General features: G+C 72.2%; 26 protein-coding genes. 11 read left to right on the forward strand and 15 right to left on the reverse strand.

All coding sequences use genetic code 11. The features are described from left to right. Positions 1 to 56: 56 nt before the first annotated feature. Positions 57 to 467: a hypothetical protein gene (locus tag ACZ303_RS06635; RefSeq protein ID WP_467335671.1), complete on the reverse strand. Its 411-nt coding sequence runs from the start codon at positions 465 to 467 to the stop codon at positions 57 to 59. 326 nt (positions 468 to 793) lie between these two features. Here ACZ303_RS06635 and ACZ303_RS06640 point away from each other — a divergent pair, with 326 nt between their 5' ends. From ACZ303_RS06640 to ACZ303_RS06650, 3 genes are all read left to right on the forward strand, one after another. After that, a complete protein-coding gene (locus tag ACZ303_RS06640) occupies positions 794 to 2,284 on the forward strand; it encodes an alkaline phosphatase D family protein (protein ID WP_467335673.1) in 1,491 nt (496 codons plus the stop codon). A 72-nt stretch (positions 2,285 to 2,356) separates the two neighbouring features. Next, the gene (locus ACZ303_RS06645; RefSeq protein WP_467335675.1) at positions 2,357 to 3,637 is read left to right on the forward strand and encodes a multidrug effflux MFS transporter; all 1,281 of its coding nucleotides are present in this window, start codon (positions 2,357 to 2,359) and stop codon (positions 3,635 to 3,637) included. 29 nt (positions 3,638 to 3,666) lie between these two features. Further along, positions 3,667 to 4,674 (forward strand): small ribosomal subunit Rsm22 family protein, encoded by a 1,008-nt coding sequence (locus tag ACZ303_RS06650; RefSeq protein ID WP_467335677.1) that lies wholly within the window; start codon positions 3,667 to 3,669, stop codon positions 4,672 to 4,674. A gap of 72 nt (positions 4,675 to 4,746) precedes the next feature. On the opposite strand, the gene ddaH is transcribed toward ACZ303_RS06650, so the two are convergent. Next, the gene (ddaH, locus tag ACZ303_RS06655; RefSeq protein WP_467335679.1) at positions 4,747 to 5,580 is read right to left on the reverse strand and encodes a dimethylargininase; all 834 of its coding nucleotides are present in this window, start codon (positions 5,578 to 5,580) and stop codon (positions 4,747 to 4,749) included. A 115-nt stretch (positions 5,581 to 5,695) separates the two neighbouring features. Beyond that, positions 5,696 to 5,878, reverse strand: a complete 183-nt coding sequence (locus ACZ303_RS06660) for a DUF6243 family protein (RefSeq protein WP_467335681.1) — start codon at positions 5,876 to 5,878, stop codon at positions 5,696 to 5,698. 118 nt (positions 5,879 to 5,996) lie between these two features. Here ACZ303_RS06660 and ACZ303_RS06665 point away from each other — a divergent pair, with 118 nt between their 5' ends. After that, the gene (locus ACZ303_RS06665; protein ID WP_467335683.1) at positions 5,997 to 6,608 is read left to right on the forward strand and encodes a TetR/AcrR family transcriptional regulator; all 612 of its coding nucleotides are present in this window, start codon (positions 5,997 to 5,999) and stop codon (positions 6,606 to 6,608) included. A 121-nt stretch (positions 6,609 to 6,729) separates the two neighbouring features. Next, the gene (locus tag ACZ303_RS06670) at positions 6,730 to 7,458 is read left to right on the forward strand and encodes a bifunctional DNA primase/polymerase (RefSeq protein WP_467335685.1); all 729 of its coding nucleotides are present in this window, start codon (positions 6,730 to 6,732) and stop codon (positions 7,456 to 7,458) included. Between the two features lie 27 nt (positions 7,459 to 7,485). Here ACZ303_RS06670 and ACZ303_RS06675 read toward each other — a convergent pair whose 3' ends face one another. The 7 genes from ACZ303_RS06675 to ACZ303_RS06705 form a co-directional block, all read right to left on the reverse strand. Then, positions 7,486 to 8,433, reverse strand: coding sequence for an SCO2278 family lipoprotein (locus tag ACZ303_RS06675; protein ID WP_467335834.1), 948 nt, complete (start codon positions 8,431 to 8,433; stop codon positions 7,486 to 7,488). Further along, complete coding sequence (gene efeU / locus ACZ303_RS06680) at positions 8,345 to 9,307, reverse strand: iron uptake transporter permease EfeU (protein WP_467335687.1); 963 nt, start codon at positions 9,305 to 9,307, stop codon at positions 8,345 to 8,347. Before efeU ends, ACZ303_RS06675 begins: the two co-directional genes overlap by 89 nt. A 43-nt stretch (positions 9,308 to 9,350) precedes the next feature. Beyond that, a complete protein-coding gene (efeB, locus tag ACZ303_RS06685; RefSeq protein ID WP_467335689.1) occupies positions 9,351 to 10,625 on the reverse strand; it encodes an iron uptake transporter deferrochelatase/peroxidase subunit in 1,275 nt (424 codons plus the stop codon). Between the two features lie 11 nt (positions 10,626 to 10,636). Further along, positions 10,637 to 11,767 carry an iron uptake system protein EfeO gene (gene efeO / locus ACZ303_RS06690; RefSeq protein WP_467335691.1) on the reverse strand — a complete coding sequence of 377 codons (1,131 nt, stop codon included), beginning with the start codon at positions 11,765 to 11,767 and terminating at the stop codon, positions 10,637 to 10,639. A gap of 143 nt (positions 11,768 to 11,910) precedes the next feature. After that, the gene (locus tag ACZ303_RS06695) at positions 11,911 to 12,756 is read right to left on the reverse strand and encodes a heme ABC transporter ATP-binding protein (protein ID WP_467335693.1); all 846 of its coding nucleotides are present in this window, start codon (positions 12,754 to 12,756) and stop codon (positions 11,911 to 11,913) included. Positions 12,757 to 12,835: 79 nt separating this feature from the next. Then, positions 12,836 to 13,921: a FecCD family ABC transporter permease gene (locus ACZ303_RS06700; RefSeq protein WP_467335695.1), complete on the reverse strand. Its 1,086-nt coding sequence runs from the start codon at positions 13,919 to 13,921 to the stop codon at positions 12,836 to 12,838. A gap of 1 nt (position 13,922) precedes the next feature. After that, positions 13,923 to 14,957, reverse strand: a complete 1,035-nt coding sequence (locus ACZ303_RS06705; protein WP_467335697.1) for a heme/hemin ABC transporter substrate-binding protein — start codon at positions 14,955 to 14,957, stop codon at positions 13,923 to 13,925. Between the two features lie 138 nt (positions 14,958 to 15,095). Here ACZ303_RS06705 and ACZ303_RS06710 point away from each other — a divergent pair, with 138 nt between their 5' ends. Together ACZ303_RS06710 and ACZ303_RS06715 are read left to right on the forward strand one after the other, a co-directional pair. After that, positions 15,096 to 16,487, forward strand: a complete 1,392-nt coding sequence (locus tag ACZ303_RS06710) for an HtaA domain-containing protein (RefSeq protein ID WP_467335699.1) — start codon at positions 15,096 to 15,098, stop codon at positions 16,485 to 16,487. A gap of 114 nt (positions 16,488 to 16,601) precedes the next feature. Continuing rightward, on the forward strand, positions 16,602 to 18,245 hold the full coding sequence (locus ACZ303_RS06715; RefSeq protein ID WP_467335701.1) for an HtaA domain-containing protein: 1,644 nt from the start codon (positions 16,602 to 16,604) through the stop codon (positions 18,243 to 18,245). Between the two features lie 80 nt (positions 18,246 to 18,325). Here ACZ303_RS06715 and ACZ303_RS06720 read toward each other — a convergent pair whose 3' ends face one another. Continuing rightward, positions 18,326 to 18,988 carry a biliverdin-producing heme oxygenase gene (locus ACZ303_RS06720; protein ID WP_467335703.1) on the reverse strand — a complete coding sequence of 221 codons (663 nt, stop codon included), beginning with the start codon at positions 18,986 to 18,988 and terminating at the stop codon, positions 18,326 to 18,328. A 153-nt stretch (positions 18,989 to 19,141) separates the two neighbouring features. After that, positions 19,142 to 19,999, reverse strand: a complete 858-nt coding sequence (gene map / locus ACZ303_RS06725) for a type I methionyl aminopeptidase (protein WP_467335705.1) — start codon at positions 19,997 to 19,999, stop codon at positions 19,142 to 19,144. Positions 20,000 to 20,090: 91 nt separating this feature from the next. On the opposite strand from map, the gene ACZ303_RS06730 reads away from it, so the two are divergent. After that, the gene (locus ACZ303_RS06730) at positions 20,091 to 20,327 is read left to right on the forward strand and encodes a hypothetical protein (protein WP_467335707.1); all 237 of its coding nucleotides are present in this window, start codon (positions 20,091 to 20,093) and stop codon (positions 20,325 to 20,327) included. Between the two features lie 52 nt (positions 20,328 to 20,379). Here the strand turns inward: ACZ303_RS06730 and ACZ303_RS06735 are convergent, their stop codons facing one another. Then, positions 20,380 to 21,699, reverse strand: coding sequence for an MFS transporter (locus ACZ303_RS06735; RefSeq protein ID WP_467335709.1), 1,320 nt, complete (start codon positions 21,697 to 21,699; stop codon positions 20,380 to 20,382). Positions 21,700 to 21,793: 94 nt separating this feature from the next. Further along, positions 21,794 to 22,432, reverse strand: coding sequence for a hypothetical protein (locus ACZ303_RS06740; protein ID WP_467335711.1), 639 nt, complete (start codon positions 22,430 to 22,432; stop codon positions 21,794 to 21,796). Positions 22,433 to 22,558: 126 nt separating this feature from the next. On the opposite strand from ACZ303_RS06740, the gene npdG reads away from it, so the two are divergent. Next, entirely contained in the window at positions 22,559 to 23,275 is a 717-nt protein-coding gene (gene npdG / locus ACZ303_RS06745) for an NADPH-dependent F420 reductase (RefSeq protein ID WP_467335713.1), read from the forward strand. 82 nt (positions 23,276 to 23,357) lie between these two features. Further along, positions 23,358 to 23,552, forward strand: coding sequence for a hypothetical protein (locus tag ACZ303_RS06750; RefSeq protein WP_467335715.1), 195 nt, complete (start codon positions 23,358 to 23,360; stop codon positions 23,550 to 23,552). Here ACZ303_RS06750 and ACZ303_RS06755 read toward each other — a convergent pair whose 3' ends face one another. Then, positions 23,553 to 24,359 (reverse strand): site-2 protease family protein, encoded by an 807-nt coding sequence (locus ACZ303_RS06755; RefSeq protein ID WP_467335717.1) that lies wholly within the window; start codon positions 24,357 to 24,359, stop codon positions 23,553 to 23,555. A gap of 130 nt (positions 24,360 to 24,489) precedes the next feature. Here ACZ303_RS06755 and ACZ303_RS06760 point away from each other — a divergent pair. After that, positions 24,490 to 25,665, forward strand: a 1,176-nt coding sequence (locus ACZ303_RS06760) for an AfsR/SARP family transcriptional regulator (protein WP_467335719.1), incomplete at its 3' end; no start/stop codon positions are given.

The following is a 25,665-nucleotide window of genomic DNA, read 5'->3' on the forward strand; positions in this document are numbered from 1 at the left end:
TCTTGCGTTCGCGTGCGGGCGCCGGTGGCGCCGCAGCTGGGCCTTCTTGCCGGTCGTCATATCCCATTGACGTTCGCTCCCACGGCCGCGGACGAAAGCAGAATGGCCATCCCCGCGAAGTTCACCACGGCGATATGCTTCCAGCTTTTGATTTTCCCCCTGCCGTCGTAGCAGACCTGCCGTACGAAGAACGGGATGACGCTGTATCCCAGGAACAGTACCCCGAACCCCAGGGCCACCTGCAGGGTCGCGGTGGGCTTGCCGTCGTAGCTGGCCGCGATCACCAGCACCACGAGGGCGATGGACGCGGTCACGATCCAGTCGATCCACCAGATGGAATCCTCCATCTGGAGGCCGTGTTTCTTTCCGTTCGGTGGTTCGCGCGATACGAACTTCAGCCAGCCCTGCAGAAGTACGACGGTGAGAGCCAGGCCCGGCGCCACGAGTAGCACATGCAATTGATCCACCCCCGATGATGGTATTGCGCTCGTCTATTGGGCGCTTTCAGCGTAGCGACACCTGACACTGCCGGTAAGGCTTTCCGGAAACCTCAAATCAACCTCAGTGGGAGAGGGGTGATTTCCTCCGGATGTTCCGGTTATTTAATGCTCAACGAACTCGTACTGGCATTCCTCGGGTATACGTTCGATGGGGAGGGGGGATTCGGGCTGGGCCGCCCTCTCCCAGCGGCCCAACAGCCCCTCCCCGACCGGCTCTTGAAGCCCTTCGCGCCACCTCGACAAGGCGTTGCACACCCCTTCACAGCAGCCACTTCCGCGCGCACATTGAAGGGATGACGCCCCCCGCATCCCCGACGCCCACCGAGAACCCCTTCACCCTCGGCATAGCCTCCGGTGATCCGTTACCGGACTCCGTCGTGCTGTGGACCCGACTCGCCCCCCGCCCGCACGACGTGGGCAACGGACTGCCCGCCCAGGGCTCCGTATCCGTCGAATGGGAGCTGGCCACCGACGAATCGTTCGGCCACGTCGAGCAGCGCGGCACCGCCGACGCCCCGGCACAGGACAACCACACCGTGCACCTGGACGTACGCGGCCTCCGGCCCGACCGCGTCTACTGGTACCGCTTCCGCGTCGGCCAGTGGATCAGCCCCGTGGGCCGCACCCGGACCGCCCCCGCGAACGACGCGGCCCTCTGCGAGGCGCGCTTCGGGCTGATCTCCTGTCAGCAGTACGACGAGGGCTACTACACGGCGCTGCGCCACCTCGCGGACGAGGAGCTCGACGCCGTGTTCTTCGTCGGGGACTACATGTACGAGAACGCCATCGACGCCCGGGCCGGCGCCCGGAAGTACACCACCCCCATCCCCGCGTTCTACAACCACTGGACCGTCGACCTCGACGACTTCCGGCAGCGCTACGCCCTCTACAAGACCGACGCCGACCTCCAGGCCGCGCACGCCGCCCACCCCTGGTACGTCACCTGGGACGACCACGAGGTCGAGAACAACTACGCCGGCGACATCTCCCAGGACAAGCTGCCCGTCGACGTCTTCCGGGCCCGCCGCGCCGCCGCCTACCGCGCCTACTGGGAGAACATGCCGCTCCGGCAGGCGCAGCGCCCGAGCGGCCCCGACATGAGGCTCTACCGCCGCTTCCGGTACGGGCGGCTCGCGCAGTTCGACATCCTCGACACCCGGCAGTACCGCTCCGACCAGGCGTACGGCGACGGCTGGCGCTACCCGGGCCCCGAGTCGGAGGATCCCGCCCGTACGCTCACCGGCGCCGAGCAGGAGCGCTGGCTCCTCGACGGCCTCCACGCCTCCACCGCCCTCTGGAACGTCGTCCCCCAGCAGGTCTGCTTCTCCCAGCGCAAGGAGAACCCGGGCCGCTCCAAGGTCTCCATGGACGCCTGGGACGGCTACCCCGCCTCCCGCCGCCGTGTCCTGGACGGCGTCGAAGCGGCCGGTGTCGCCAACCTCGTCGTCCTCAGCGGCGACGACCACGTCCACTACGCCCTCGACATCAAGGAGGACTTCGACGACCCCGACTCCCGCACCCTCGGTGTCGAACTCCTCGGCACCTCCGTCTCCAGCGGCTTCGACGGGGAGGAGAAGCCCGAGGACTGGGAGGCCATGACGGCCGCCAACCCGCACATGAAGTACTACGACGGCCGCCGCGGCTATGTGGTCGTCTCCCTCGACCAGGACCGCGTCCGCGCCGACTTCCGGACGCTCCCCAAGGTCACCACGCCCGGCGCGCCCGTCTCCACCGCCGCCTCCTTCGTCTCCGAGGCGGGCGGTCCGGGGCTCGTGCCGGACTGATCCGTAAGGGCCGGGGGCCGTTGACGGTCATGACACCATGGTCGAACCGCCGACAACCATGGAGAGCGACGCATGACGGACCCCGGCAGCGGCCCCGGCACGGCCGAGCCCCAGCCCGCCCAGAAGGACCCCGCAGACCCGCGAATAACCGCCGCCCGGCGCACGGGCCTGCTCCTCACGCTCGTCCTCGGCGGCCTCACCGCGCTCCCGCCGCTGTCCATGGACATGTACCTCCCGGCGCTGCCCGAGGTCACCGACGCCCTTCACAGCCCCGCCGCGACCGTCCAGCTCACACTCACCGCCTGCCTCATGGGCATGGCGCTGGGGCAGCTCGTCGTCGGCCCCATGAGCGACAAGTGGGGGCGCCGCCGCCCCCTCCTCGTCGGCATGGTCGTCTACGTCCTCGCCACCGCGGTGTGCGCCCTCGCGCCGACCGCCGAGCTGCTCATCGCCTTCCGGCTCGTCCAGGGCCTGGCCGGTGCCGCGGGGATCGTCATCGCGCGGGCCGTCGTCCGCGACCTCTACGACGGCGTCGCCATGGCCCGCTTCTTCTCCACCCTCATGCTCGTCTCCGGCGTCGCCCCCGTCGTCGCGCCCCTCATCGGCGGGCAGGTGATGCGCGTCACCGACTGGCGGGGCGTCTTCGTCGTCCTCACCGCCATCGGTCTCCTCCTCACCGTCGTCGTCTGGCGCCGGCTCCCCGAGACGCTCCCGCCCGACCGGCGGCAGGACGGCGGCCTCGGCGCGGCCCTGCGCGCGATGGGCTCGCTGCTCGCCGACCGCGTCTTCACCGGCTACATGCTCGCCGGCGGCTTCACGTTCGCCGCGCTCTTCGCCTACATCTCCGCCTCGCCCTTCGTGGTCCAGGAGATCTACGGCGCCTCCCCGCAGACCTTCAGCCTGCTCTTCGGCGTCAACTCCATCGGGCTGGTGGCCGTCGGCCAGCTCAACGGCAAGGTGCTGATCGGGCGCGTCAGCCTCGACAAGGTGCTCGCGGTGGGCCTCGCGGTGATCACCCTGGCGTCGGTGGCGCTGCTGCTGATGACCTCCGGCGTCTTCGGCCGGGTCGGACTGGCGCCGATCGCGGCCGGGCTGTTCGTACTGATGTCCGCGATGGGCCTGGCGATGCCGAACACGAACGCCCAGGCCCTGATGCGGTCCCGCCGGGCGGCGGGCTCGGCCTCGGCGCTGCTGGGTACGTCCACGTTCCTGCTGGGGGCGCTGGTCTCCCCGCTGGTGGGGATCGCGGGGGAGGGGACGGCCGTGCCGATGGCCGTGGCGCAGCTGGGGTGCGCGCTCGCGGCCGTGGGGTGCTTCGTCGTTCTCTGCCGCCCCTGGCGCGTGCGGGACTGACGTTTCCCGGACGGCATAGACTCGCTCGAATGCACGCCCCCCATTCCTCGCCCCGGACCGGCTCGGATCTGCGTACCGCGCTGGCCGAGCTGCTCGACGGGTTGCCGCCCCGGCAGGCCGCGCAGGCCGTCGAGCGGCTGATCGCCAACTACCGGGGGCGTACCCCGACCCACACGCCGGTGCTGCGTGACCGCTCCGACGTCGTCGCCTACGCCGCGTACCGGATGCCCGCGACCTTCGAGGCCGTACGGTCCGCGCTGGAGGCGTTCCGCGACCGGCTCCCGGAGTGGGAACCGGCCTCGCACGTGGACGTCGGCGGCGGCACGGGAGCCGCGACCTGGGCCGTGGCGGCCACCTGGGAGGGCCCCCGGGAGACCACCGTCCTCGACTGGGCCGAGCCCGCCCTCGCGCTCGGTGGTGAGCTGGCGCGCGGCGCGGACTCCGCGTCCCTGCGCGCCGCGCGGTGGCACCGGCAGACCATCGGCAGCGGCCTCGCGGTCCCGGACGGTACGGACCTGGTCACCGTCTCCTACGTGCTCGGCGAACTCACCGAGGCCGACCGCCGCTCGGTGACCGAGGAGGCGGCCCGCGCCGCGCGGGCCGTGGTGATGATCGAGCCGGGCACGCCCGACGGCTACCTGCGGATCATCGAGGCCCGCGACCGCCTCGTCGCCGCCGGCTTCCGGGTCGTCGCGCCCTGCCCGCACAGCGCGGCCTGCCCGATAGAGCCGGGCAAGGACTGGTGCCACTTCTCGGCCCGGGTGAGCCGCTCCTCCCTCCACCGGCAGGTGAAGGGAGGCTCGCTGCCGTACGAGGACGAGAAGTTCTCCTACGTGGCGGCGGTGCGCGACCTGGACGTGCCGCCCGCCCCCGCTCGCGTCATCCGCAAGCCCCAGATCCGCAAGGGCCAGGTCCTCCTGGACCTGTGCACCCCGCACGACGCTCTGACCCGGGAGACGGTCAGCAAGCGCCATGGGGCCCAGTACAAGGCCGCCCGCGACACGGACTGGGGCGACGACTGGCCCCCCGCCGTCTGACCTCTCGCCGGAGCGGCGGGAGGGTGCGGGGCCTGGTCGGCCCCGCCACCCCCGGCCGGGCCGTCGCACCCGCTACCTCAGCTCCTGCGTGCAGCACTTCACGCTGCCGCCTCCCTTGAGCAGCTCGCCCAGGTCCAGCCCGATCGGCTCGTATCCCCGCTCCCTCAGCGGATCGAACAGCCCGACCGCCGCCTGCGGCAGCAGCACGTGCCGGCCGTCGCAGACCGCGTTCAGGCCCAGCGCCGACGCGTCCTCCTCCGTCGCGATCAGCGCGTCGGGGAAGAGCCGCTCCAGCACCGCCCGGCTGCCCGGTGAGAACGCGCCGGGGTAGTACATGACCTCGTCACCGTCGAGCACGGACAGCGCCGTGTCGAGGTGGTAGTAGCGCGGGTCGACGAGATCGAGCCCGATCACCGGGCGGCCGAAGAACTCCTGCGCCTCGGGGTGCGACAGCGGGCTGCTGCGGAAGCCGCGCCCGGCGAGCAGCCAGGACGCGGTGACGGCGAAGTCGCCCTCGCCCTCGTTGATGTGCTCGGGTTCGAGGACGTCGGCGTAGCCGTGCGCCCGGAACCACTCCGCGTGCACCGCCGCCTCCGCCGCCCGCTCGGGATGGGCGAAGCGGGCGCCGAGGACCCGGCCGCCGACGACCGTGGCGCCGTTGGCGGCGAAGACCATGTCGGGCAGTTCGGGGCGGGGCGTGAGCTCCTCGACGGTGTGGCCGAGGGCGAGATAGCGGTCGCGGAGGTCCTCCCACTGCGCGAGGGCGAGCGGCAGATCGACGGGCTTGTCGGGGTCCATCCAGGGGTTGATCGAATACGTGACCTTGAAGTACGTCGGCGGGCACATCAGATAGCGCCGCGGAGAGGGTTCCCGCCGCACCGCGGCAGGGCGTGGGGCATTGCGCAAGGAGTGCTCCTCACGGGGGCGTTGGGCACGTACGGGGTTGTCGTACGTGCCCAAATCGTCCTCGCTCCACGGGCTTTGGCGCATGAACCGTACGGGTGGTTTACCCGTGGCACGCTCACGTGCCCGCGGTTCCGCTCCGCCCCTCCCGCAACTTCCGCAGCAGCTCTCGCTTCTGGGCGTTCACATCCGTGCCGCCACCGCCTCGGCCGCCCCGTCCGGCGCCGCGGATCGCGGTCCGGGAGAGGTTGCTGCGGGTGCCGCCGACTCCGAGCATTCCGCCCGCGCTGCCCCGGCTCATGGGGTTCCCCTTTCCGTTGGGCGAGACGATCCGTCTCGCTTCACTCATCAGACTGAACGAGACGCGACGTCTTGTCAAGACGATACGTCTCGCCTTCTGCCTCGCTAGGATGCGGGCCATGTCCAACAAGCCACCCGCACCCAAGACCCCCGACGCCACCCGCCGCAGCGAGCGCTCCCGCCGGGCGATCCTCGACGCGGCCCTCGAACTCGTCGGCGAGGTCGGCTTCTCGAAGCTGACCATCGAGGCCATCGCCGCCCGCGCCGGCGTGGGCAAGCAGACGATCTACCGCTGGTGGCCCTCCAAGGCGGCCGTCCTCTTCGAGGCGTGCGTGCCCGAGGGCGTCGAGGACGCGGCCTCGGTGGAGCTGCCCGACACCGGTGACCTGGAGGCCGACCTCAAGTTCGTCCTGCGGGCCACCGTGGACGAGCTGACCAGCGAACGCCTCGACGCCGCGACCCGCGCGCTGAGCGCCGAGACCCAGAACGACCCCGAGCTCGGCCGCGCGCTCACCGAGAAGGTCCTCGAACCCCAGCTCCAGGCGTACGTACGACGGCTGCGGGCCGCGCAACTGGCCGGGCAGGTGGCCGCGGACGTCGATCTCCGTATCGCCCTGGAACTCCTGGTCGGCCCCCTCTTCCACCGCTGGCAGACCCGCACCCTGCCGCTCACCCACGCGTACGCGGACACCGTCGTCGAGCTGGCCCTCAGAGGTCTCGGCCCGCGCTGAGATCGCCGTCCGCGCCCGCGCGAGCGGTCGGTCTCACACCCCCTGGATCCGTCCGACGGTCACACCAGGCGCAGGATGGTGGCAGCATTGACCGGAGACCGCGGTCGAAGTGAGGGGATAGATGGAACGCAAGAGCAGGTTCTCCCAGTGGCTGCGCCGTCCCAGGAGCGGAGCGGGCGGCGATACGGGCGCGGACGCGGCATCGGAGGCCGCCCGCGAGGAACTGCTCCTGGCCGCGGCGGCGGCGGGCTTCCCACTGGCCCCGGCCGCTCACCCGTCCGGGTACGGCTGTTCCTGTGAGCGCATCGGCTGTCCGACGCCCGGCCGCCACCCCGTCTCCTTCGCCTGGCAGACCCTCGCGTCCACCGACCCCGAGAAGGTCACCAAGTGGCTGCGCGCCCAGCCGGAGGCGAACTTCATCACCGCCACCGGCATCGCGCACGACGTCCTGGACGTCCCCGTCGAGGCCGGCCGGCAGGCCCTGGACCGGCTGACCGCCGCCGGCATCGAGGTCGGGCCGATCGCGACGGTCGCCCCCGACCGCATGCTGTTCTTCACCGCCACCCGCGGCACCCCGGACGACGAGGACGAGTGGTGGCCGTGCGAGCTGGACTGCCATCCCGAGACCATGGACGAGCACCCGGGCCTGCGCTGGCACTGCCGGGGCAGCTATGTGCTGCTGGCGCCCTCACGACTGCCCGGTGACGAGCACGTGGCCTGGCTGCGGGGCCCGGAGCGGCCGCTGCCCGACCCGCTGACGCTGCTGGAGACCCTCACCGACGCCTGCGCGCAGTACGCGGGGGAGCGCCCGGACCACCACGAGTCGGCGGCCTGGCCCATCGGGCGCTGACCCCGCTTCCGTACGGGCGGCCGGTGGCTAGTCGCCCTGGACCGCGGTCACGCTCTCGATGCGGTTGAGGAAGACGGCCTGTCCGGCCGCGCCCTGTGCCGGGACCCGTACGGCCGACTCCGAGACCCGGGTGTAGGTGACGGACTTCTTCAGCTCGCCGGTGAGCAGCGTCCTCGTCCGCGGATCGGTGATCGCGGGCCGCAGGCCCTCGGCCATCGTGCGCCGCTCGCGGTGGTGCACGGTGAAGAACACCAGCGCGCCGCCGTCCTCGGTGCGCAGCGCCGGCGCGGGGAAGGCCGGGGCCTTCTCGGGGGTGTCGATGAACTCCGTCCAGAAGGTCGGCGTCCGTCTGAGCTTGTCGCGCTCCGCGCGCAGCTCGGTGGTCCGCGGGCCGGGGGCGAAGACCTTGCCCTCGCCGGTCCGTAGATAGTCCGCGTAGGCGCCGCTCACCGCGGCCGGGGCGGTGGCCAGGCCGGGGTCCTTGCCCTGGGCGGCGGGCACGGCCTCGGCGTAACCGTCCTTGTCGGTGGCGAACTTCGGCACCTTGTCGGTGCTGAGGATCGACAGATACGCGGCCTTCCACGGCTGCTTCGCCCCGTCGCGCAGGAAGACCACGAACCAGCGGTTGCGGTCGCGGTTGCTGCGGGTGTCGGCGAGGAAGAACTTCGGCCAGCCGGCCTGCTGGGGGATGGTGAAGCGCGCGTCGTCCAGGACGAGCGAGGGGTATTTGGGGTTGCCGCCCGGCGTCAGGGCGCTCTGCGTCCTCATGTCCGCGTGGCCGATCTCGGCCAGCGGACCGCTCTCGACCCGGTCGATGACCTTCGGGTCGAGATCGCGGTACGCCTTGTTGTAGCCGTCGTTGAACCGCTGGAGGACCTTGGCGGCCTCAGCCCTGTCCACCGCGGGGAGCATCTCCCGCTCGCCGTGCACCGTCACGCATCCGGTCGCCGCCGTCAGCAGCGCCGTCAGCGCCACCGGCGTGGTCCACGGTCGACGGGGCGGCCGGCGTCTCATCGGGCTTCGACTCCTTGGTGGCGGCTCGGTTCGCCGTCACCTTACCCGGGGCGAAGAACACCAGGAGGGTGGGGACCAGATACAGCGCCCACACCGCCACCTGGAGCCAGGTCGGGTCCGGCTGGAAGTTGAACACGCCCTTGAGCAGGGTGCCGTACCAGCTGTCGACCGGGATCTGCGCGCTGATGTCGAACGCCTTCGCGCCCAGGCCCGGCAGGACGTCGGCCTCCTGGAGGTCGTGGAAGCCGTACGCGAGCACGCCCGCCGCCACCACGATCAGCATGGCGCCGGTCCACGTGAAGAACTTCGCCAGGTTGATGCGCAGTGCCCCGCGGTAGAACAGCCAGCCCAGCACCACGGCCGTCAGCAGGCCCAGGATCGCCCCGACCAGCGGCCGTACGCCGTCGTCGGTGGCGTCCGCCGCCGCCCAGATGAACAGGGCGGTCTCCAGGCCCTCGCGGCCCACCGCCAGGAAGGCCGTGACCACCAGGGCCGTCGTACCCATCGCGAGCGCCGCGTCGAGCTTGCCGTGCAGCTCCCGCTTCAGGTGCCGCGCGGTGCGCCGCATCCAGAAGACCATCCACGTCACCAGGCCGACCGCGATGACCGACAGGGAGCCGCCCAGCAGCTCCTGCGCCTGGAAGGTCATGCTCTGCGAGCCGAACTGGAGCAGCGCGCCGAAGCCCATGCTCAGCAGCACGGCCACGCCGATGCCGGTCCACACCGGCGGCAGCGCGTCCTTGCGCCCGGTCTTGACCAGGTAGGCGACGAGGATGCAGACGACCAGGCTGGCCTCCAGCCCCTCGCGCAGGCCGATCAGGTAGTTGCCGAACATCCGGCTTCCCTCTCTTCTCGAAAGTCCGTCGAAAGCCCGTCGATCACGCGAAGAGGGGCTTGCCCCACCAGTCGTCCTTGTCGCGGACGCCCGGCGGGACGGCGAAGACCGCCGAGCCGACGTGCTGGATGTACTCGTTGAGCGCGTCCTTGGCGGCGAGGTTCTTCTGCAGCGGGATGAAGCCGTCCCGTACGTCCCGCTGGTAGGCGAGGAAGAACAGGCCCGCGTCCAGCCGGCCCAGGCCGTCGGTGCCGTCCGTGAAGGAGTAGCCGCGCCGCAGGATCGTCACGCCGTTGTTGCTGTCGGGGTGCGCGAGGCGCACATGGGAGTCCGGCTTCATCGCCTTCAGCAGCGGCTCGTCGCGCTCGCGCTGCTTGCCGACCGGCGCGCCCTCGCCCTTGTCCCGGCCGAAGATGTCCTCCTGCTCGGCGAGCGAGGTGCGGTCCCAGGTCTCGATGTGCATCCGTATGCGGCGCGCGACGAGGTAGGAGCCGCCGACCATCCAGGCCGGGCCGTCCTTCTCGCCGACCCACACGTGCTTGTCGAGGGCGGCGTCGTCGGTGCCGGAGATGTTCCGGGTGCCGTCCTTGAAGCCCATCATGTTGCGCGGCGTCTGGGCGTCCGGCGTCGTGGAGGACGTCTTGCCGAAGCCGAGCTGCGACCAGCGGATGGCGACCTTGCCCATGCCGATGCGGGCGAGGTTGCGGATCGCGTGCACCGCCACCTGCGGGTCGTCCGCGCACGCCTGGACGCACAGGTCTCCGCCGCTGCGCGCGGCGTCGAGGTTGTCGCCGGGGAAGGCCGGCAGGTCGACCAGGGCCTTCGGGCGCCGGGAGGCGATCCCGAAGCGGTCCTTGCCGTCTTTCTCGAACAGGCCGGGGCCGATGCCGAAGGTCAGCGTCAGGCGGGACGGCTTGAGGCCGAGCGCCTCACCGGTGTCGTCCGGCGGTGCCTGGTCGTTGTCGCCGATGGCGCCGGTGCCGACCTCGTGGCCGGCCGTCATCCGCGCGGCGGCGGCCGTCCACTCCTTGAGCAGTGCGATCAGCGCCGCCCGGTCGGTGGTGGTCACGTCGAACGCGGCGAAGTGCAGCCGGTCCTGTACGGCCGTGTGGATACCGGCCTGGTGGGCGCCGTGGAACGGCACCGCGTCACCGGCCGACGCGGCCGGCGACGCGTCGTCGCCCAGGCGCAGCGCGGCGGCGGTGCCCCCGGCGGCGGCCGCGCCGAGCGCGAGCCCGGCACCGCCCCAGCCGAGGACCGACCGGCGCGAGGGCGCGGCCGCCGTGGTGGCGTCGTCCGTCTTCGAGTTCTCGGTCACCGGTGCTCCTCTTACTTCGCGACGGCGGCGGCGAGCTTGGACAGCGGCTCGGCGAGCGCGTTCACGCCGTCGGACAGCTTCTTGCGGTCGTCCTTGCCGATGGAGTCGTACGCCTTGAAGCCGTCGCCCTCGCGGTGCTCGTCGAGGAGCTTCTTCAGGTCGGCGAACTGCTTGTCCAGCTCCTTGACCAGGCCCGCGTCGTTCTTGGCCGCGACCGGCTTCAGCAGCGCGTACGACTTCTCGGCGCCCTCGACGTTGGCCTGGAAGTCGACCAGGTCGGTGTGGCTGTAGCGCTCCTCCTCGCCGGTCACCTTGCCGGTGGCCACCTCGTCGAGCAGCTCCTTGGCGCCGTTGGCCATGCTGGTCGGGGTGATCTCGGCGGTGCCGACGCGCTTCTGCCAGTCCTTGAGGTCGGTGATCAGCTGGTCGGCCAGCTTCTTGTCCTCATCGTTGATGGCCTTGGCGTCCCACAGGGACTTCTCCAGCTTGTGCCAGCCGGTCCACTTCTGGTCCTTCTCCAGGCCGTCCTCGCGGACGTCGACCTTCGGGTCGATGTCACCGAAGGACTCGGCGACCGGCTCGGTGCGCTCCCAGCCGACGCGGGAGGGGGCGTAGAGCTTCTTCGCCTCGTCCAGGTCGCCGCTCTTGACCGCCTCGGCGAACTTCTCGGCCACCGGCAGCGTCTCGTCGGCCTGCGTCTGCACGTACTTGCGGTACTCCGCGACGGCCTTGTCCAGCTCGGGGTTGGCCTTCGTCGTGGCGCCGTCACCGGTCGCGGTGACCTTCTGGCGGATGCCGTCGCCCTTCATGCCGGGCTTGCAGGCGATTTCGTACGAACCGGCCTTGATCTGAGCGGTGATCTCCGCCTTGGTGCCGGGGCCGATGTTCTCGCGCTCGGTGATGATGCGCTCGTCCGGGGTGTAGACGTACACCTCGGTGACCTTGGAACCCTTGTTCTGGATATTGATCTTGACGTGCCCGGCGGGAAAAGAAGTCCTGGAAACTTCGCACTTGTCGTCGGAGGCGGTGACCTTGATCGCGTCCGAGTCCTTTCCGTCCGACTTGTCGGCACAGCCGGATACGGCGGTCAGTGCTGTCACCGCGGCGATGGCGGTGACGACGGAGGAGCGGAGGACGCGCATGAGAGCTCCAGGCTTGCTCGAACAGGCGGGGACGGACGCAAACGTGCCGTACGGCCATGGCCGAAAGCCATGGCTGAATAAGGCCGCCCTAACTTATCTGAGGCTTGCCTATGTCGTTCCCGGAATGCCGCGTGATTCTGCTCTCACGAGGCAAAATCTCGCCCCTCCCGTCTCGGGATCACCAGAGGTTCACCGGTGCGCGGATGATCAATTACTTCGACCGGCTGGGAATAGACCCCACTGAGGAGTTCCGCGTCGAACACCCGACTGGGAGTGCCCTCCGCCGCGATCCTCCCCTCGTGCAGCACGGCCACGCGGTCCGCGTACGCGCCGGCCAGCCCCAGATCGTGCAGCACGACCACCACCGCGTCGCCCGCCGCCGCGCGCTCCCGGCAGATCCGCAGCACCAGCTCCTGATGGCGCAGGTCCAGCGCGGCGGTCGGCTCGTCGAGCAGCAGCAGCGGGGTGCGCTGCGCCAGGACCCGGGCCAGGGACACCCGGGCCCGCTCACCGCCGGAGAGCGCGGCGAAGGCCCGCCCCGCGAACGCGGCCACCTCGGCGGCGGCCATCGCGGCCCGTACCGCCTCGTCGTCCTCCGCCCGCGCCACGGTGCCGGCCCAGGGCGCGCGGCCCATCCGGACCACCTCCTCGACCGGGAAGGGGAACGCCAGCTCCGCCGACTGCGGCAGCACGGACCGGCGCAGGGCGAGTTCACCCGGCGACCAGGCGGCGGCCGGCCGCCCGTCGATCAGCACCTCGCCGGACTCGGCCGGCAGATCACCGGCGAGCGCGGCGAGCAGCGTCGACTTCCCGGCACCGTTCGGCCCCACGAGCGCGAGCACCTCACCGGCGACGACGGTCAGATCGACCTCGGTCAGTACGGTGCGCGCCCCGAGCCGCACCCGCAGCGCCCGCGCCTCGGCCCGCACCGCCCCGATGGGGGAGGGGGTGGGGAGCCGGCGCGCGCGGGCCTTGAAAGGGGACCTCATCGGGCCGGACCTCCTCGGGTCTCGCGTGGGCGAAGGGCCGCCGGGGACGGGGCCGATCGGGCGTACGGCAGGAAGGCGGTCACGCCCAACCCCCTTGCCTGCGCCGGGTCCTGCGCAACAGCCAGAAGAAGAACGGGCTGCCGAACAGGGCCGTCAGTACGCCCAGGGGGAGTTCCGCCGGCTGGGCGGCCGTGCGGGCCGCCAGGTCGGCGGCCACGAGGACGAGCGCGCCGCCCAGCGCGCTGCCCGGCACGAGGAAGCGGTGACCGGGCCCCGCGGCCATCCGCAGCAGGTGCGGCACCAGCAGCCCCACGAACGCGATGATTCCGGCCACGGCCACGGCGGCCGCCGTCAGCAGCGCCACGACCAGCACCAGGACCAGCCGCAGCCGCTCCACGTCCACGCCCAGGTGGCGCGCCGGCCGTTCGCCGAGCGCGAGGAGGTCCAACCTGCGGGCGTACGAGGGGGCGACGGCCAGCCCGGCCAGGGCGCACGGCAGCACCGCCACCACCTTCGGCCAGGTCGCCTGCGCCAGCGAGCCCAGCTGCCAGAAGGTGATCTGCGTGACCTGCGCGTTGTCCGCGAGGAAGACGAACAGCCCGATGAGCGCGCCCGCGAAGGCGTTCACCGCGATGCCCGTGAGGATGAGGGTGACCACCTCCGTGCGGCCGCCCGACCGCGACAGCGCGTACACCAGCAGCACCGTCCCCAGCCCGCACACGAACGCGCAGACCGTCACCGTCCAGTTGCCGAAAAAGCTCAGCCCCAGCGCGATCGAGGCGACCGCGCCGACCGCCGCGCCCGCCGAGATGCCGATGACGCCCGGTTCGGCGAGGGGGTTGCCGAACACGCCCTGCATCAGCGCGCCCGCGCACCCCAGCGACGCCCCGACGAGCAGCGCCAGCACCACCCGCGGCAGCCGGACGTTCCACAGCACGCTCTCGCCGACCCGGTCCAGCTCCGCGCCGCCCAGCCCCGTGCGGTGCAGCAGCGAGCCCAGGACGTCGCCGAGCGGGATGTCGTACGCGCCGAGCCCGGCGGAGAGCAGGCACAGCACCAGCAGGGCCGCGGCCATGCCGACCGTCAGGAGCGCGGCCGTGCGGCGGCGCGGTCGGGGCAGCGGGCGGCCGTCCGCGAGCTCGGCCGGCTCGGCCAGGACGGCCATGTCACTCGCCCTTCGCGTGGATCTGGCCGACCAGGGACTTCAGCACCGCGTCCGTGCGGGGGCCGAAGTTCAGCAGCACCCCGTCGTCGACGGAGGCGACCCGGCGGTCGAGACCGGCGGGGGTCTGGCCGACGCCGGGGATCTTCAGCAGGCCGTCCACGCCGCCGACCGACTCCAGGCCCTTGCTCATCACGAGGACGACATCGGGCGCGGCCTTGGCGAGCGCCTCACTGGTGATGGGCGTGAAGTCCTTCCGCAGCCCCGACTCCTTGCCCGCGTCCACCCCGCCCGCGGCCTCGATGAGGGAGTCCGCGCCGGAACCCGCGCCGCCGAGGAGGTAGACGGACGCCGAGCCGCGCAGATACAGGAACGCCACCCGCGGCTTCCCGCCGCCGCGCGGAACACCCTTCTCCGCCGCGCCGATACGGTCCTGCGTGCGCTCGCGCAGCCGCTCGCCGGCGGTGCGCGCGCCGAGCGCCGCCGCCACCTTCTCGATGCGCGTCCCGACGTCGTCGAGCTTCCTGGCCGGGTCGAGGACGACGAGCGGTACGCCGGCGGCCCGGATCTGCTCGACGGCCTCGGCGGGCCCGTTGGTGGTCTCGGCGAGGACGAGGCCGGGTCTCAGCGACAGGACGCTCTCGGCGGAGACGTCGTGCGCGCGGGTGACGACGGGCAGCTTCCTCGCCTGGTCGAAGGTGGCGGTGATGTCGCGGCCGACGACGTGGTCGCCGAGGCCGAGGGTGAAGACGATCTCCGAGAGCGCTCCGGTGAGCGGCACGATCCGGTCGGTGGAGCGCACGGTGACCTCGCGCCCGTCGGCGGACCGCACGGTCGCGGGAAGCCGCTGGTCGGGAGCGCCGGCGAGCGGTTCGACGCGGTCGGCCGACGGCCGTTGCCCACCCTTGCCGCCCGTGTCGGAGCCGGCGGAGGGGCCGCCGCAGCCGGTGAGAACGGCCAGAAACGCGAGCAGGGCGGCGCATGCGCCGAAGTGGCGCCGGGTACGTATCGCCGTACCCGCGGACTGCCGTTGAAGCACGATTCCTGCCTTTCGCTCCGGCCGGGTTCGCCGACAGGGTTCCGACCTGCCGGGACGTAGCTTAGGTTAGCCTTACCTAAATCGCCACGCCGGGTGAGGCGTCGGGCGATGCGACCGTCCTGCCCGGAAGGGGCCCCGATGCCGCCGTCCAGATCCGTCCGCGCTCTCCTCGTCGCCCTGCTCGCGACGGCGCCGGTGGCTCTGACACCCCTGTCGGCCGCCCACGCGGACGGGTGTCGCGAGGTCTCGGGCGGGCGGCTCGACTGGGGGATCAAGTCCTCCTTCCAGAGCTACGTCACCGGGCCGGTCGCCAAGGGCAGTTGGGAGCTCCAGGGCGGCGCCGCCACGGTCGGCGGCGGATTCCGCTTCCACTCCGCCAAGGGCTCGTACGACCCCGGGAGCGGCGCCTTCGAAGTCGGCTTCTCGGGCGGCGTGCACTTCACCGGGCACCGGAAGGCGGACGGCACCCATGAACTCGACCTCACCATCAGCCGCCCCGCCGTCCGCGTCTCCGGCGGGAGCGGCACCCTCTACGCCGACATGACCAGCAAGGCCAAGGGGACGGGCGAGGTCACCACCGCCTCCCACGTCCCGCTGGCCGCCCTCGACCTCTCGGGCGTGGACCTCCGGGGCGGCGGCACGGCCGTCACCCTCGCCGACATCCCCGCCACCCTCACCACCCAGGGCGCGAACGCCTTCGCCGGGTACTACACCGCCGGGACCGCGCTCGACCCCGTCGCCCTGTCGGCCGACGTCGTGACCGACGCGGCGAAACCGTCGGAGCCGCCTTCCGCGGACCCCTCCGCCGGCAAGGAACCGGAGAAGAAGGGCGAGTTCACCGGTGCCGCCGTCGACTGGGGCGTACGCCGCACCTTCCGCGAGTACGTCACCGGCTCCGTCGCCCAGGGCTCCTGGAAGCTCGCCGACGGCGCCCAGGACGGCGGGGCGCTCTTCCGCTTCCCGCACGGCAAGGGCACCTACGACGACGCCGGGAAGAGCCTCGACGCCTCCTTCGACGGCACCCTCCGCTTCACCGGCGACCACCTCGACCTCACGCTCGGCGCGGTCGAGGCGGTGGTGAAGGACGGCAAGGGCACCCTGTCGGCGGATGTGACGAAGAGCGGCGGCACGGAGAAGGACGTTCCGCTCGTCACCTTCGACGCCTCGGGCCTGACGGAGAAGGACGGTCTCGCCGCCGTCACCGAGGCGCCCGCCAAGCTCACCGCGCGGGGCGCCGAGGCGTTCGCCGGGATGTACCAGGAGGGCGCGGAGATGGATCCGGTCTCGCTGGCCGTACCGCTCGACGGCAAGGCGACGTTGCCGCCCCTGCCCGACCTGGGGAAGGCGACCGGGCCGTCACCGCACCCCTCGGCCGGGACGAAGACGGCCGCGGCGTCCGGCTCCTCCTCGTCGTCGTTCCCCGTCCTGCCCGTCACCGCCGCGGGCGGTGGAGCGCTGATCGTGGCCGCCGTCGCATATGTGGTGGTGCGCAAGCGGCGGACGGCGTCTGTCAATCCGCCTCAGGATTGATGTTTCTGACTCCGCGTCGGCCGTGGCCCCCCTCCTCACCGCGCGACGGCCGACGCGGGCCCTTCTCTGCTTAGGCTCTGTCCTCAGGCCCTCTATTTAGGAGATCCAACGACCATGACCGTCACGTCACTCCGCCACCGGACCGGCAAGCGGGCCGCCCTCGCGGCGCTCGCCACGGCCACCGTCCTCGGTGCCACCGCGCTGACCGTGCCCGCCCATGCCGCGGATTCCGCACCGAAGACCGACGCCGGCCAGGGACAGAAGTCCGAGATCAAGGACGGCACCCTGGAATGGGGTGTGAAGCAGACATTCCGCAATTACGTCACCGGCCCGGGCGCCAGAGGACGGATCGACGTCGCCGACGGCGCCAAGCAGGCCGACGGCAACGGTGCCTTCACCTTCACCGAGGGCAAGGGCACGTATGACTCCTCGACGCACGCCGTGACCACCACCTTCAAGGGCAGCGTCCAGTTCCGCGGCCACCAGCGGGCGGACAAGTCCTGGCAGCTCGACCTCAAGCTGTCCGACCTGAAGGTCGTCACCACCGACGGCAAGAGCGGCAGCATCCTCGCCGATGTCACCGAGGAGGGGAAGAGGACCGGGGACGACGTCGCGATCGCCGCGCTCGACCTGTCGGCGGCCACGCGGGGCGGCGCGGACGGCACGGTCGTCTACGCGAACATACCCGCGAAGCTGACGGCCGCCGGAGCGAAGGTGTTCCGCAACTACGAGGAGAACGAGGCCCTCGACCCGGCCACGCTCTCCCTGAAGACGGGCCCCGCTCAGCAGCCGACCACGAGCGGTGACGCGTCGAAGGACCCCAAGTCGACGAAGGACGAAGGCACCCAGACGGACGCGCGGACCGGAGGGGACTCCGGCGAGCAGTCGAAGGAGGACAAGCGGCCCGCGCAGGACACCGGGCGGGATTCCGCCGAGAAGGCGGCCGACAAGTCCGCCCCCTCGGGCGCCTTCCACGACGGCAACCTCGACTGGGGCGTGAAGGAGAAGTTCCGGAAGTACGTCACCGGGTCCATCGCCAACGGCAAGATCGAACTGTCCGGCGGGGCGAAGCAGTCCGGCGCCGGCTACCGCTTCGTCAAGGGCCACGGCACGTACGACGCCGTCTCCTCCACGCTCGACGCGGCGTTCGACGGAGCGGTGCGCTTCACCGGCCACAAGGACGCGCTGGACCTCAGGCTCAGCGACTTCAAGGTCAAGGTCACCGGCACCACGGGCACGCTCACCGCCGACGTCACCCGCAAGGAACGTGCCGTCGACAAGACCCCCGGCAAGGTCGTCAGCGACAACGACCTGCCCCTCGCGAAGCTGACCCTCGCCGCGGGCGCCTTCCAGGCCAAGGACGGCGTCGTGACCTTGTCCGCGGTCCCCGCCTCGCTCACCGCGCAGGGCGCGAAGGTCTTCGAGAACTACGAGGCGGGCGAGGCCCTCGACCCGCTGACGGTGGCCGTCGCGCTCGGCAAGAACGCCAAGCTCCCCGACGCGCCGTCGGACACGGGCACGGGCGGCGACACCGGCTCCGGTACGGGCTCCGGTACGGGCGCCACCGGCACGACCGGCGGTACGGGCACCACGACCGGCGGCACCGGCACCACGACCGGCGGCACCGGCTCCGCGTCCCTGGCCGCCACCGGCGCCGGCGTCCCCGCCGGCCCCCTCCTCGGCACGGCCGGCGCCCTGCTCCTCGCGGGCGGCGGCGCCGTCTACGCCACCCGCCGCCGGAACACGGCGCGCGGCTGATCCGGGCGCATCGCCACAGCGGCGCCCTCCGTCCTTCGCGGACGGGGGGCGCCGCTGTCCGAACCGGGGGGCGCGACCGCTCAGGCGCTGAGCGGGAACTCCTGGCCCAGCTCCTGGAAGACCGCCGTGTTCAGCGCGAACGCGTGCTTGCACTCGTCGATCACACGCTGCTTCTCCAGGTCGTCGACCGGCAGGGCGTCCAGCAGCTCGCGGTACTCGCGCTTGAAGGCGGCGGGGTTGCCGATGGATTCGAAGACGTAGAAGCGGACGCCGTCGCCCTTGCGGGCGAAGCCCCAGGTCTTCTCGGCCGTGCCGCGGATGATCTGGCCGCCGGAGAGGTCGCCGAGATAGCGGGTGTAGTGGTGGGCGACATAGCCGGCCGGCCACTCGCGGGCGCACTCCTCGACGCGGGCGGCGTACGCCGCCGTCGCGGGCAGCGGCCGCGTGTCCCTGCGCCAGCCGGCGCCGCCCAGGTGGGCCAGGTCGCGCTCCAGCTCGGCGGTGCGGGCCAGCTCGGGGCGTATGAACGGGCCGGCGACGGGGTCGGCGGCCAGGGCAGCGGAGGCGGCCTCCAGGGCGCGGTAGACGAACCAGAGCTGCTCGGTGTAGCGGCGGTAGGCGGCGACACCGAGCCGCCCGCCGAGCATGTCGCTCATGAACGAGGAGTTCTCGGCCTCCGTGTGCTGCTCGTGCGAGGCGGTGCGGATCAGCGTGGAGAACGACGTGGTGGCGGGCGCGTCCAAGACGGACCTCCGGAGGCCGAGGGGGCGGGAGCGGGCGGACGGGGCACGGCAGGGAAATCCGCCGCGCCATCGCCGATTCTCTCTGGTTAGGCTTACCTAAGTCAATCGGTTCCCGACGTGCTGTCGGTAAAAACCTTACCGCCCGCGAGCGCCCTACGGCAGGGTGAGGATCTCCGCACCCGTGTCCGTCACCACGAGCGTGTGCTCGAACTGCGCCGTCCGCTTCCGGTCCTTCGTGACGACCGTCCAGCCGTCCTCCCACATGTCGTACTCATGCGTCCCCAGCGTCAGCATCGGCTCGATCGTGAACGTCATGCCGGGCTGGATGAGGGTGTCGTGATGCGGGCTGTCGTAGTGCGGGACGATCAGGCCGGAGTGGAAGGAGGAATTGATGCCGTGGCCCGTGAAGTCCCGGACGACGCCGTAGCCGAAACGCTTGGCGTACGACTCGATGACGCGGCCGATGATGTTGATCCGGCGCCCCGGCTTGACCGCCTTGATCGCCCGGTTCAGCGACTCGCGCGTGCGCTCCACCAGCAGGCGGGACTCCTCGTCCACGTCGCCGCACAGGTAGGTGGCGTTGTTGTCGCCGTGCACGCCGCCGATGTAGGCCGTCACATCGAGGTTCACGATGTCGCCGTCGCGCAGCACGGTGGAGTCCGGGATGCCGTGACAGATCACCTCGTTGACCGAGGCGCACAGCGACTTGGGGAAACCGCGATAGCCCAGCGTCGAGGGGTAGGCACCGTGATCGCACATGTACTCGTGCGCGACCCGGTCCAGCTCGTCCGTGATCACGCCCGGCGCGATGAGCTTGGCCGCCTCCTCCATCGCCCGCGCGGCGATGCCGCCGGCGACGCGCATCCGCTCGATCGTTTCGGCGTCCTGGACCTCAGGGCCGTTGTAAGGGGTGGGAGCGTCCTTGCCGACATACTCGGGACGAGTGATCGAGGCGGGGACGGGGCGGGCGGGGGAGAGCGTCCCCGGAGTGAGAAGCGACTGGCCAGACATGTCAGCGAGTGTATCCACGGCACATCGGGGAGCATGTGGGCGAGAGCGGCCCCCGCGGGCGCGGGGGCCGCAGGACACGAGGGAGACCCTGATGGCGCTGTTCAAGAGGCGTACGGCCGGCAAGCCGGGCGAGTTCTACTACTGCCTCAAGCACGGGACGGTCGAGGACGGCCCCGAGTGCCGCGCCGCCGACCGCTTCGGCCCGTACGAGACCCGCGAGGAGGCCGCGCACGCGATGGAGACGGCCCGCGAACGCGAGGAGGAGTGGCGGGAGGACCCGCGCTGGAACGACAACGGGGGGAGTCAGGCGGGCCAGGGCGGCGGCTGAACGGGGCCGGGGCGCGGAGCCGGCCGTGGCTCGGCGCCCCGAACGCGAACCCTCAAGCCGCCTCCGCCACCGCCTCCTGCCGCTTGCGCATCCGGACCGCGTGTTCGTCCGTCCGCTGGTCGTACGCCATCAGCTTCGGGAGGGTGAAGGCCAGCAGGCCCACCGAGGCCAGGCAGGCCAGGCCGCCCGCCCAGACCGACGTGCGCACGTTCGTCAGGGACGCCATGCCGCCCGCGCGGACCTGGCCGAGCTGCGGGCCCACCGAGTACGAGAGCATCTCTATCCCGGCGAGGCGCCCCCGCAGTTCGTCCGGGATCGTCTGGTCCCAGATCGCCGAGCGGAAGAGGCCGCTCACCATGTCGCAGCCGCCGGCCACGGCCAGGAACAGCAGCACCAGCCAGATGTTGTGCATCCAGCCCGCCACGGCCATCGCCGCGCCCCAGCCGGCGGCCGCCCAGACGACCATCCGGCCGTGCCGGTGGACGCGGGAGGCCCAGCCGCTGGTCAGGCTGACCGCCAGCGAACCGACCGCGCCGGCCGCGTACATCAGGCCCAGCGCCCACGGCGCGCCCAGATCGTCGGCGAGGAACGGGAAGATCGCCGTCGGGAAGGCGAACAGCATCGCCGCCATGTCGATCGTGTACGTGCCGAGCAGCTCCTTGCGGCTCCACGCGTAGCGGCCGCCCTCCAGGATGCCGCGCAGCGACGGCTTCTCCGCCTCGTGCGGGGCGGGGGACGCCGCGAGCCCCAGCAGCAGGGCGCCGGAGAGCACGTACGACACGATGTCCAGCGCGTACGCCCACTGCAGCCCGGCGAAGGCGATGATCAGGCCCGCCAGGGACGGGCCCGCGATCGCGCCGGCCTGCCAGCGGATCGAGTTCAGGGCGATGGCCGCGGGCAGCTGTTCGTGCGCGACGACCCGCGGCACGATCGCCTGCATCGCCGGCCGCTGGAGCCCGGCCAGCGCGCTGGTCAGCGCCGCGACCAGGTACAGCGGCCAGATCATCGGCTCCGGCAGCAGGGTGTTGAGCAGCAGGATCGCGGAGAGCACGCCGAGGCCGGCCTCGGTCCACAGGATCAGCTTGCGGCGGTCGACCGCGTCGGCGAGCGCGCCGCCGTACAGACCGAAGACGATCAGCGGTACGAGCTCCACCGCGCCGACCGCGCCGACCGCGAGCGTCGAGCCGGTCAGCTCCTTCAGCTGGAGCGGCACCGCGATGAACGTCAGGAACGTGCCGAAGACCGTCACGAGTCCCGCGAGCCACATGCGGCGGAAGTCGGGGGAGGAGTGCCAGGGTGCGAGGTCGGGCAGCAGTGCGCGCAGGCGGCCGGGAGGGGCGGGGGAAGCGGGGGGAGGGTCGTGATCGGTCACGGAAGACCATCGTCCATATCCGGATGATCGTGAGCAAACGATTTTGCTGATGCGTAGCCGAACGGCCGGGACGGCCGCGACCGGACGGAACCGGTTACCAGCGCGGCGGCGGAGGGGCCGTCAGCTGGTCCGCGAGGCGCGCGAGCCGGTCGCGGAAGCGGCGGCGGCCGTGCGGCGCGGGCAGGCTGTTCTCACCGGCGGCGGCGCTGACCAGGTGCTGGACGGTGTCGAGGTCGAGCTCCGTCGACGTCGAGGCGCACGGCGCGGGCGCCGACGGCGCGGCCAGCGCGTCATGGGCCAGCGCGCACAGCTCCGAGCCCGTGTCCTCGGGGGTGCCGTCCAGGGCGAGCACGGTCGCCCCGCCGCGCCGCGCGTCGTGCACCCGCTCCAGCAGCCCCTCGCCGGGGCTGTCCGCCGTCACCACCAGCAGCGTCTCGCCGCGCCGCACGGCCTCCAGCCGGCCGAGCCCCACCGACAGATGCGCCGGGACGCCCTGCGGCACCCGGTGGCGCACGAGCGTGGGGGACAGCTCGGGCAGCCCGGACCAGGCGGCCTCGTCGTCCAGGTGCGCGGCCAGGTGCCATGGTTCGTACGCGGCGCTGCCGACCAGCAGCAGCCCGCCGTGGTGGCGCGTGACCGAGGTCCGCAGCGTGCCCGCGAAGCGGCGGGTGGACCGCAACCACTCGGTTCCGGCGAGTACTTCGCGCAGCAGCGCGACGCGTACGGCGTCCATGGCCCCGCATCCTGCCCCAGCCGGCGGCCCCGGAGGCGGGGTTCCGGGCCCCCTCACCCGTACGGGCGCCCGGCAGGTGCCGTGGCCCCCGAAGGCGGCCCGGGAGGGCGTGACAGTATCGCTGTCATGACTACTTCTGATGACGTGAAGGACACCCCGAAGAAGGCCCCGGCGAAGGACCCTTGGGACCTTCCGGACGTGTCCGGCCTCGTGGTCGGTGTCCTCGGCGGCACCGGTGACCAGGGCCGCGGCCTCGCCTACCGGCTCGCCAAGGCCGGCCAGCGGGTGATCATCGGATCGCGCGCCGAGGAGCGCGCGCGGACCGCCGCCGAGGAGCTGGGCCTGGGCGTCGAGGGCGCCGACAACGCCGAGTGCGCCCGGCGCAGCGACATCGTGATCGTGGCCGTGCCGTGGGACGGGCACGCCAAGACCCTCGAATCGCTGCGCGAGGAGCTCGCCGGGAAGCTCGTCGTCGACTGCGTCAACCCGCTCGGCTTCGACAAGAAGGGCGCCTACGCCCTCAAGCCGGAGGAGGGCAGCGCCGCCGAGCAGGCCGCCGCCCTGCTGCCCGACTCACGGGTCACCGCCGCCTTCCACCATCTGTCGGCCGTGCTGCTCTCCGACCCGGAGATCGCCGAGATCGACACCGATGTGATGGTGCTCGGCGAGGCCCGTGCCGACACGGACATCGTGCAGGCGCTGGCCGCCCGCATCCCCGGCATGCGCGGCGTCTTCGCGGGCCGGCTGCGCAACGCCCACCAGGTGGAGTCGCTGGTCGCCAACCTGATCTCCGTCAACCGCCGCTACAAGGCCCACGCGGGCCTGCGCGTCACCGACGTCTGACCGGCGGACCGGCGCCGCGGGGCGTGGGGGACAATGGCCGGGATCGTACGCACATGTGCCCCCGGACAGGAGACCGCCTCCCATGCCCCGCCTCGCTCTCTACGCCCTCGCCGTCTGCGTCCTGGCGGCCGCGGCGGCCGTCGTCTCCTTCGCGCGGGGCAGCTGGCTCGGCATCGTCTGGGTCCTGCTCCTCGGCGTCTCGTCCAACATCGCCTGGTACTACGTGCGCAAGGCCAAGAACGACCGCGCCGCCGAGCAGGGCCCGGCGGCGAAGTAGTCAGTCGATGATCAACCCGGTGAGCGGCGGGATCTCCGGGGTGCCCTCCCAGAAGCGGAACAGCTGCTGCCCCCAGTAGGTGTCCCACTCCATGACCCGCAGGCCGTGCAGCACCGCGTCGATCGTGTCGAAGAAGGCGCGGTTCACCTCAGGGATCCACAGGATGCCGAAAATGGCCAGTATCCCGAACGGCGCGAAGGGCTCCACCTGCCGCCGCACCTTGTGCGACAGCCACGGCTCGATCACGCCGTAACCGTCCAGGCCCGGCACCGGCAGGGAGTTCAGGACCGCCGCGGTCACCTGGAGCTGCGCCATGAAGGCGAGCGCGTAGCGGAAGTGGTCCGGGACGCCGTCCATCGCGCCCAGCCAGAACGGGGCGGTGACCACGAGGGCGAACAGCGCGTTCGTCAGCGGGCCGGCCGCCGAGATCAGGCTGTGGCGCCAGCGGCCGCGGATGCGGTGCCGCTCGATGAAGACCGCGCCACCGGGCAGACCGATCCCGCCCATGATCACGAAGATCACCGGCAGCACGATGCTGAGCACGGCGTGGGTGTACTTCAGCGGGTCCAGCGTCAGATAGCCGCGCGCCCCGACGGAGATGTCGCCGCCGTGCAGGGCGGTGCGGGCGTGCGCGTACTCGTGGAGGCAGAGGGAGACCACCCAGCCCGACACGATGAAGAGGAAGACGGCGAGTCCCGGATTGTCCGAGAAGCCCGTCCACACCGCCCATATGGACACCGCCATGATGGCGACGAGGGCGAGGAAGACGGGGCTCACGCGCCGTTCGCCGCGGGCCGCTGCTGCCATACGAGTGTGCTCCTGGGGGTGGGGGTTTCGCCCGCCGGGCGGGGCCCGGCGTACGGATGTACCGGGCGACGGTACTGGCTGCGCCCCGGCTTGTCGTAACCCGGGCGGCGCCCGGGGTGAGAATGGGTCCGTGCGCTACGGCATCCTCGGCACCACCCAGGCCCATTCCGACGACGGTCACCCCGCCGCCCTCGGCGGATCCAGGCTGCGCGCGCTCCTCGCGGCGCTCGCGCTGCACCCGGGCCGGACCCGGACGGTGGAGACGCTGATCGACGCGGTCTGGGACACCGAGCCGCCGGCCGACGCGACGGGCGCCCTTCAGGCGCTCGTCGGGCGGCTGCGGCGCGCGCTCGGCCACGCCGCGGTGGACTCCGTGACCGGCGGCTACCGGCTGTGCGCCGGGCCCGACGACGTCGACCTGCACCGCTTCCAGCGGCTCGCCGACGAGGCGACGGCGGCGCTCGCCGACGGCGACCCGTCGAAGGCGGGTTGTCTGGCCGACGACGCGCTGGCCCTCTGGCGCGGCCCCGCCCTGGCCGACCTCCCCGGCCGGTCGGCACTGGCCCCCCGCTACGAGGCCCGCCGCCTGGACGCCCGCCGGACGCGCCTCGCCGCCGCGGTCGCCCTGGGCCGGGCGGGCGAGGTCCTCGGCGAGTTGGCGGAACTCTGCGACGAGCACCCGCTGGACGAACCCCTCCACGCCCTCCGCCTGCGCGCCCTCCGCGCGGCGGGCCGCCCGTCCGAGGCGCTGGCCGCGTACGAGGAGATCCGCCGCGGGATAGCCTCCCGGCTGGGTACGGACCCGGGACCGGAATTGCGCGCGCTGCACGGGGAGCTGCTGAGCCCTGATGAGGTGGAGGGCTCGGGGAACGGGCGGTACGCGGATGGGGCGGCCGGGCCCGGTGCGGGCTCCCGGGACGGTGCGGGGGCCGCGCCGCGCGAGGCGGCGGAGCCGGTGGGGCGGGGTTCCTCGGAGTCGTACGGGGATTCCGCGCCCCGCGCCGCAGCGGACCCGGACACGCGGGGTGCCGCCGGGCCGTACGCCGGCTCCGCACCGCACATCGCTTCCGGACCGGGCGAGGGCCTCTCCGGGCCGCACCGGGCCGCGGACCCGTACGGACAGGGTCCCGCCGCGTCGGCTGAAGCCGCCGGCTCCCCGCCGTACGGCGGGGCCATCGCGCACCCGAGCGCCGCGCCGCATGGCGCCCCCGCGCCGCATGGCGCCCCCGCGCCGCATGGCGCCCCCGCGCCGCATGGCGCCCCCGCGCCGCATGGCGCCCCCGCGCCGCATGGCGCCCCCGCGCCG

The organism is Streptomyces sp. NPDC023527, from assembly GCF_055560115.1.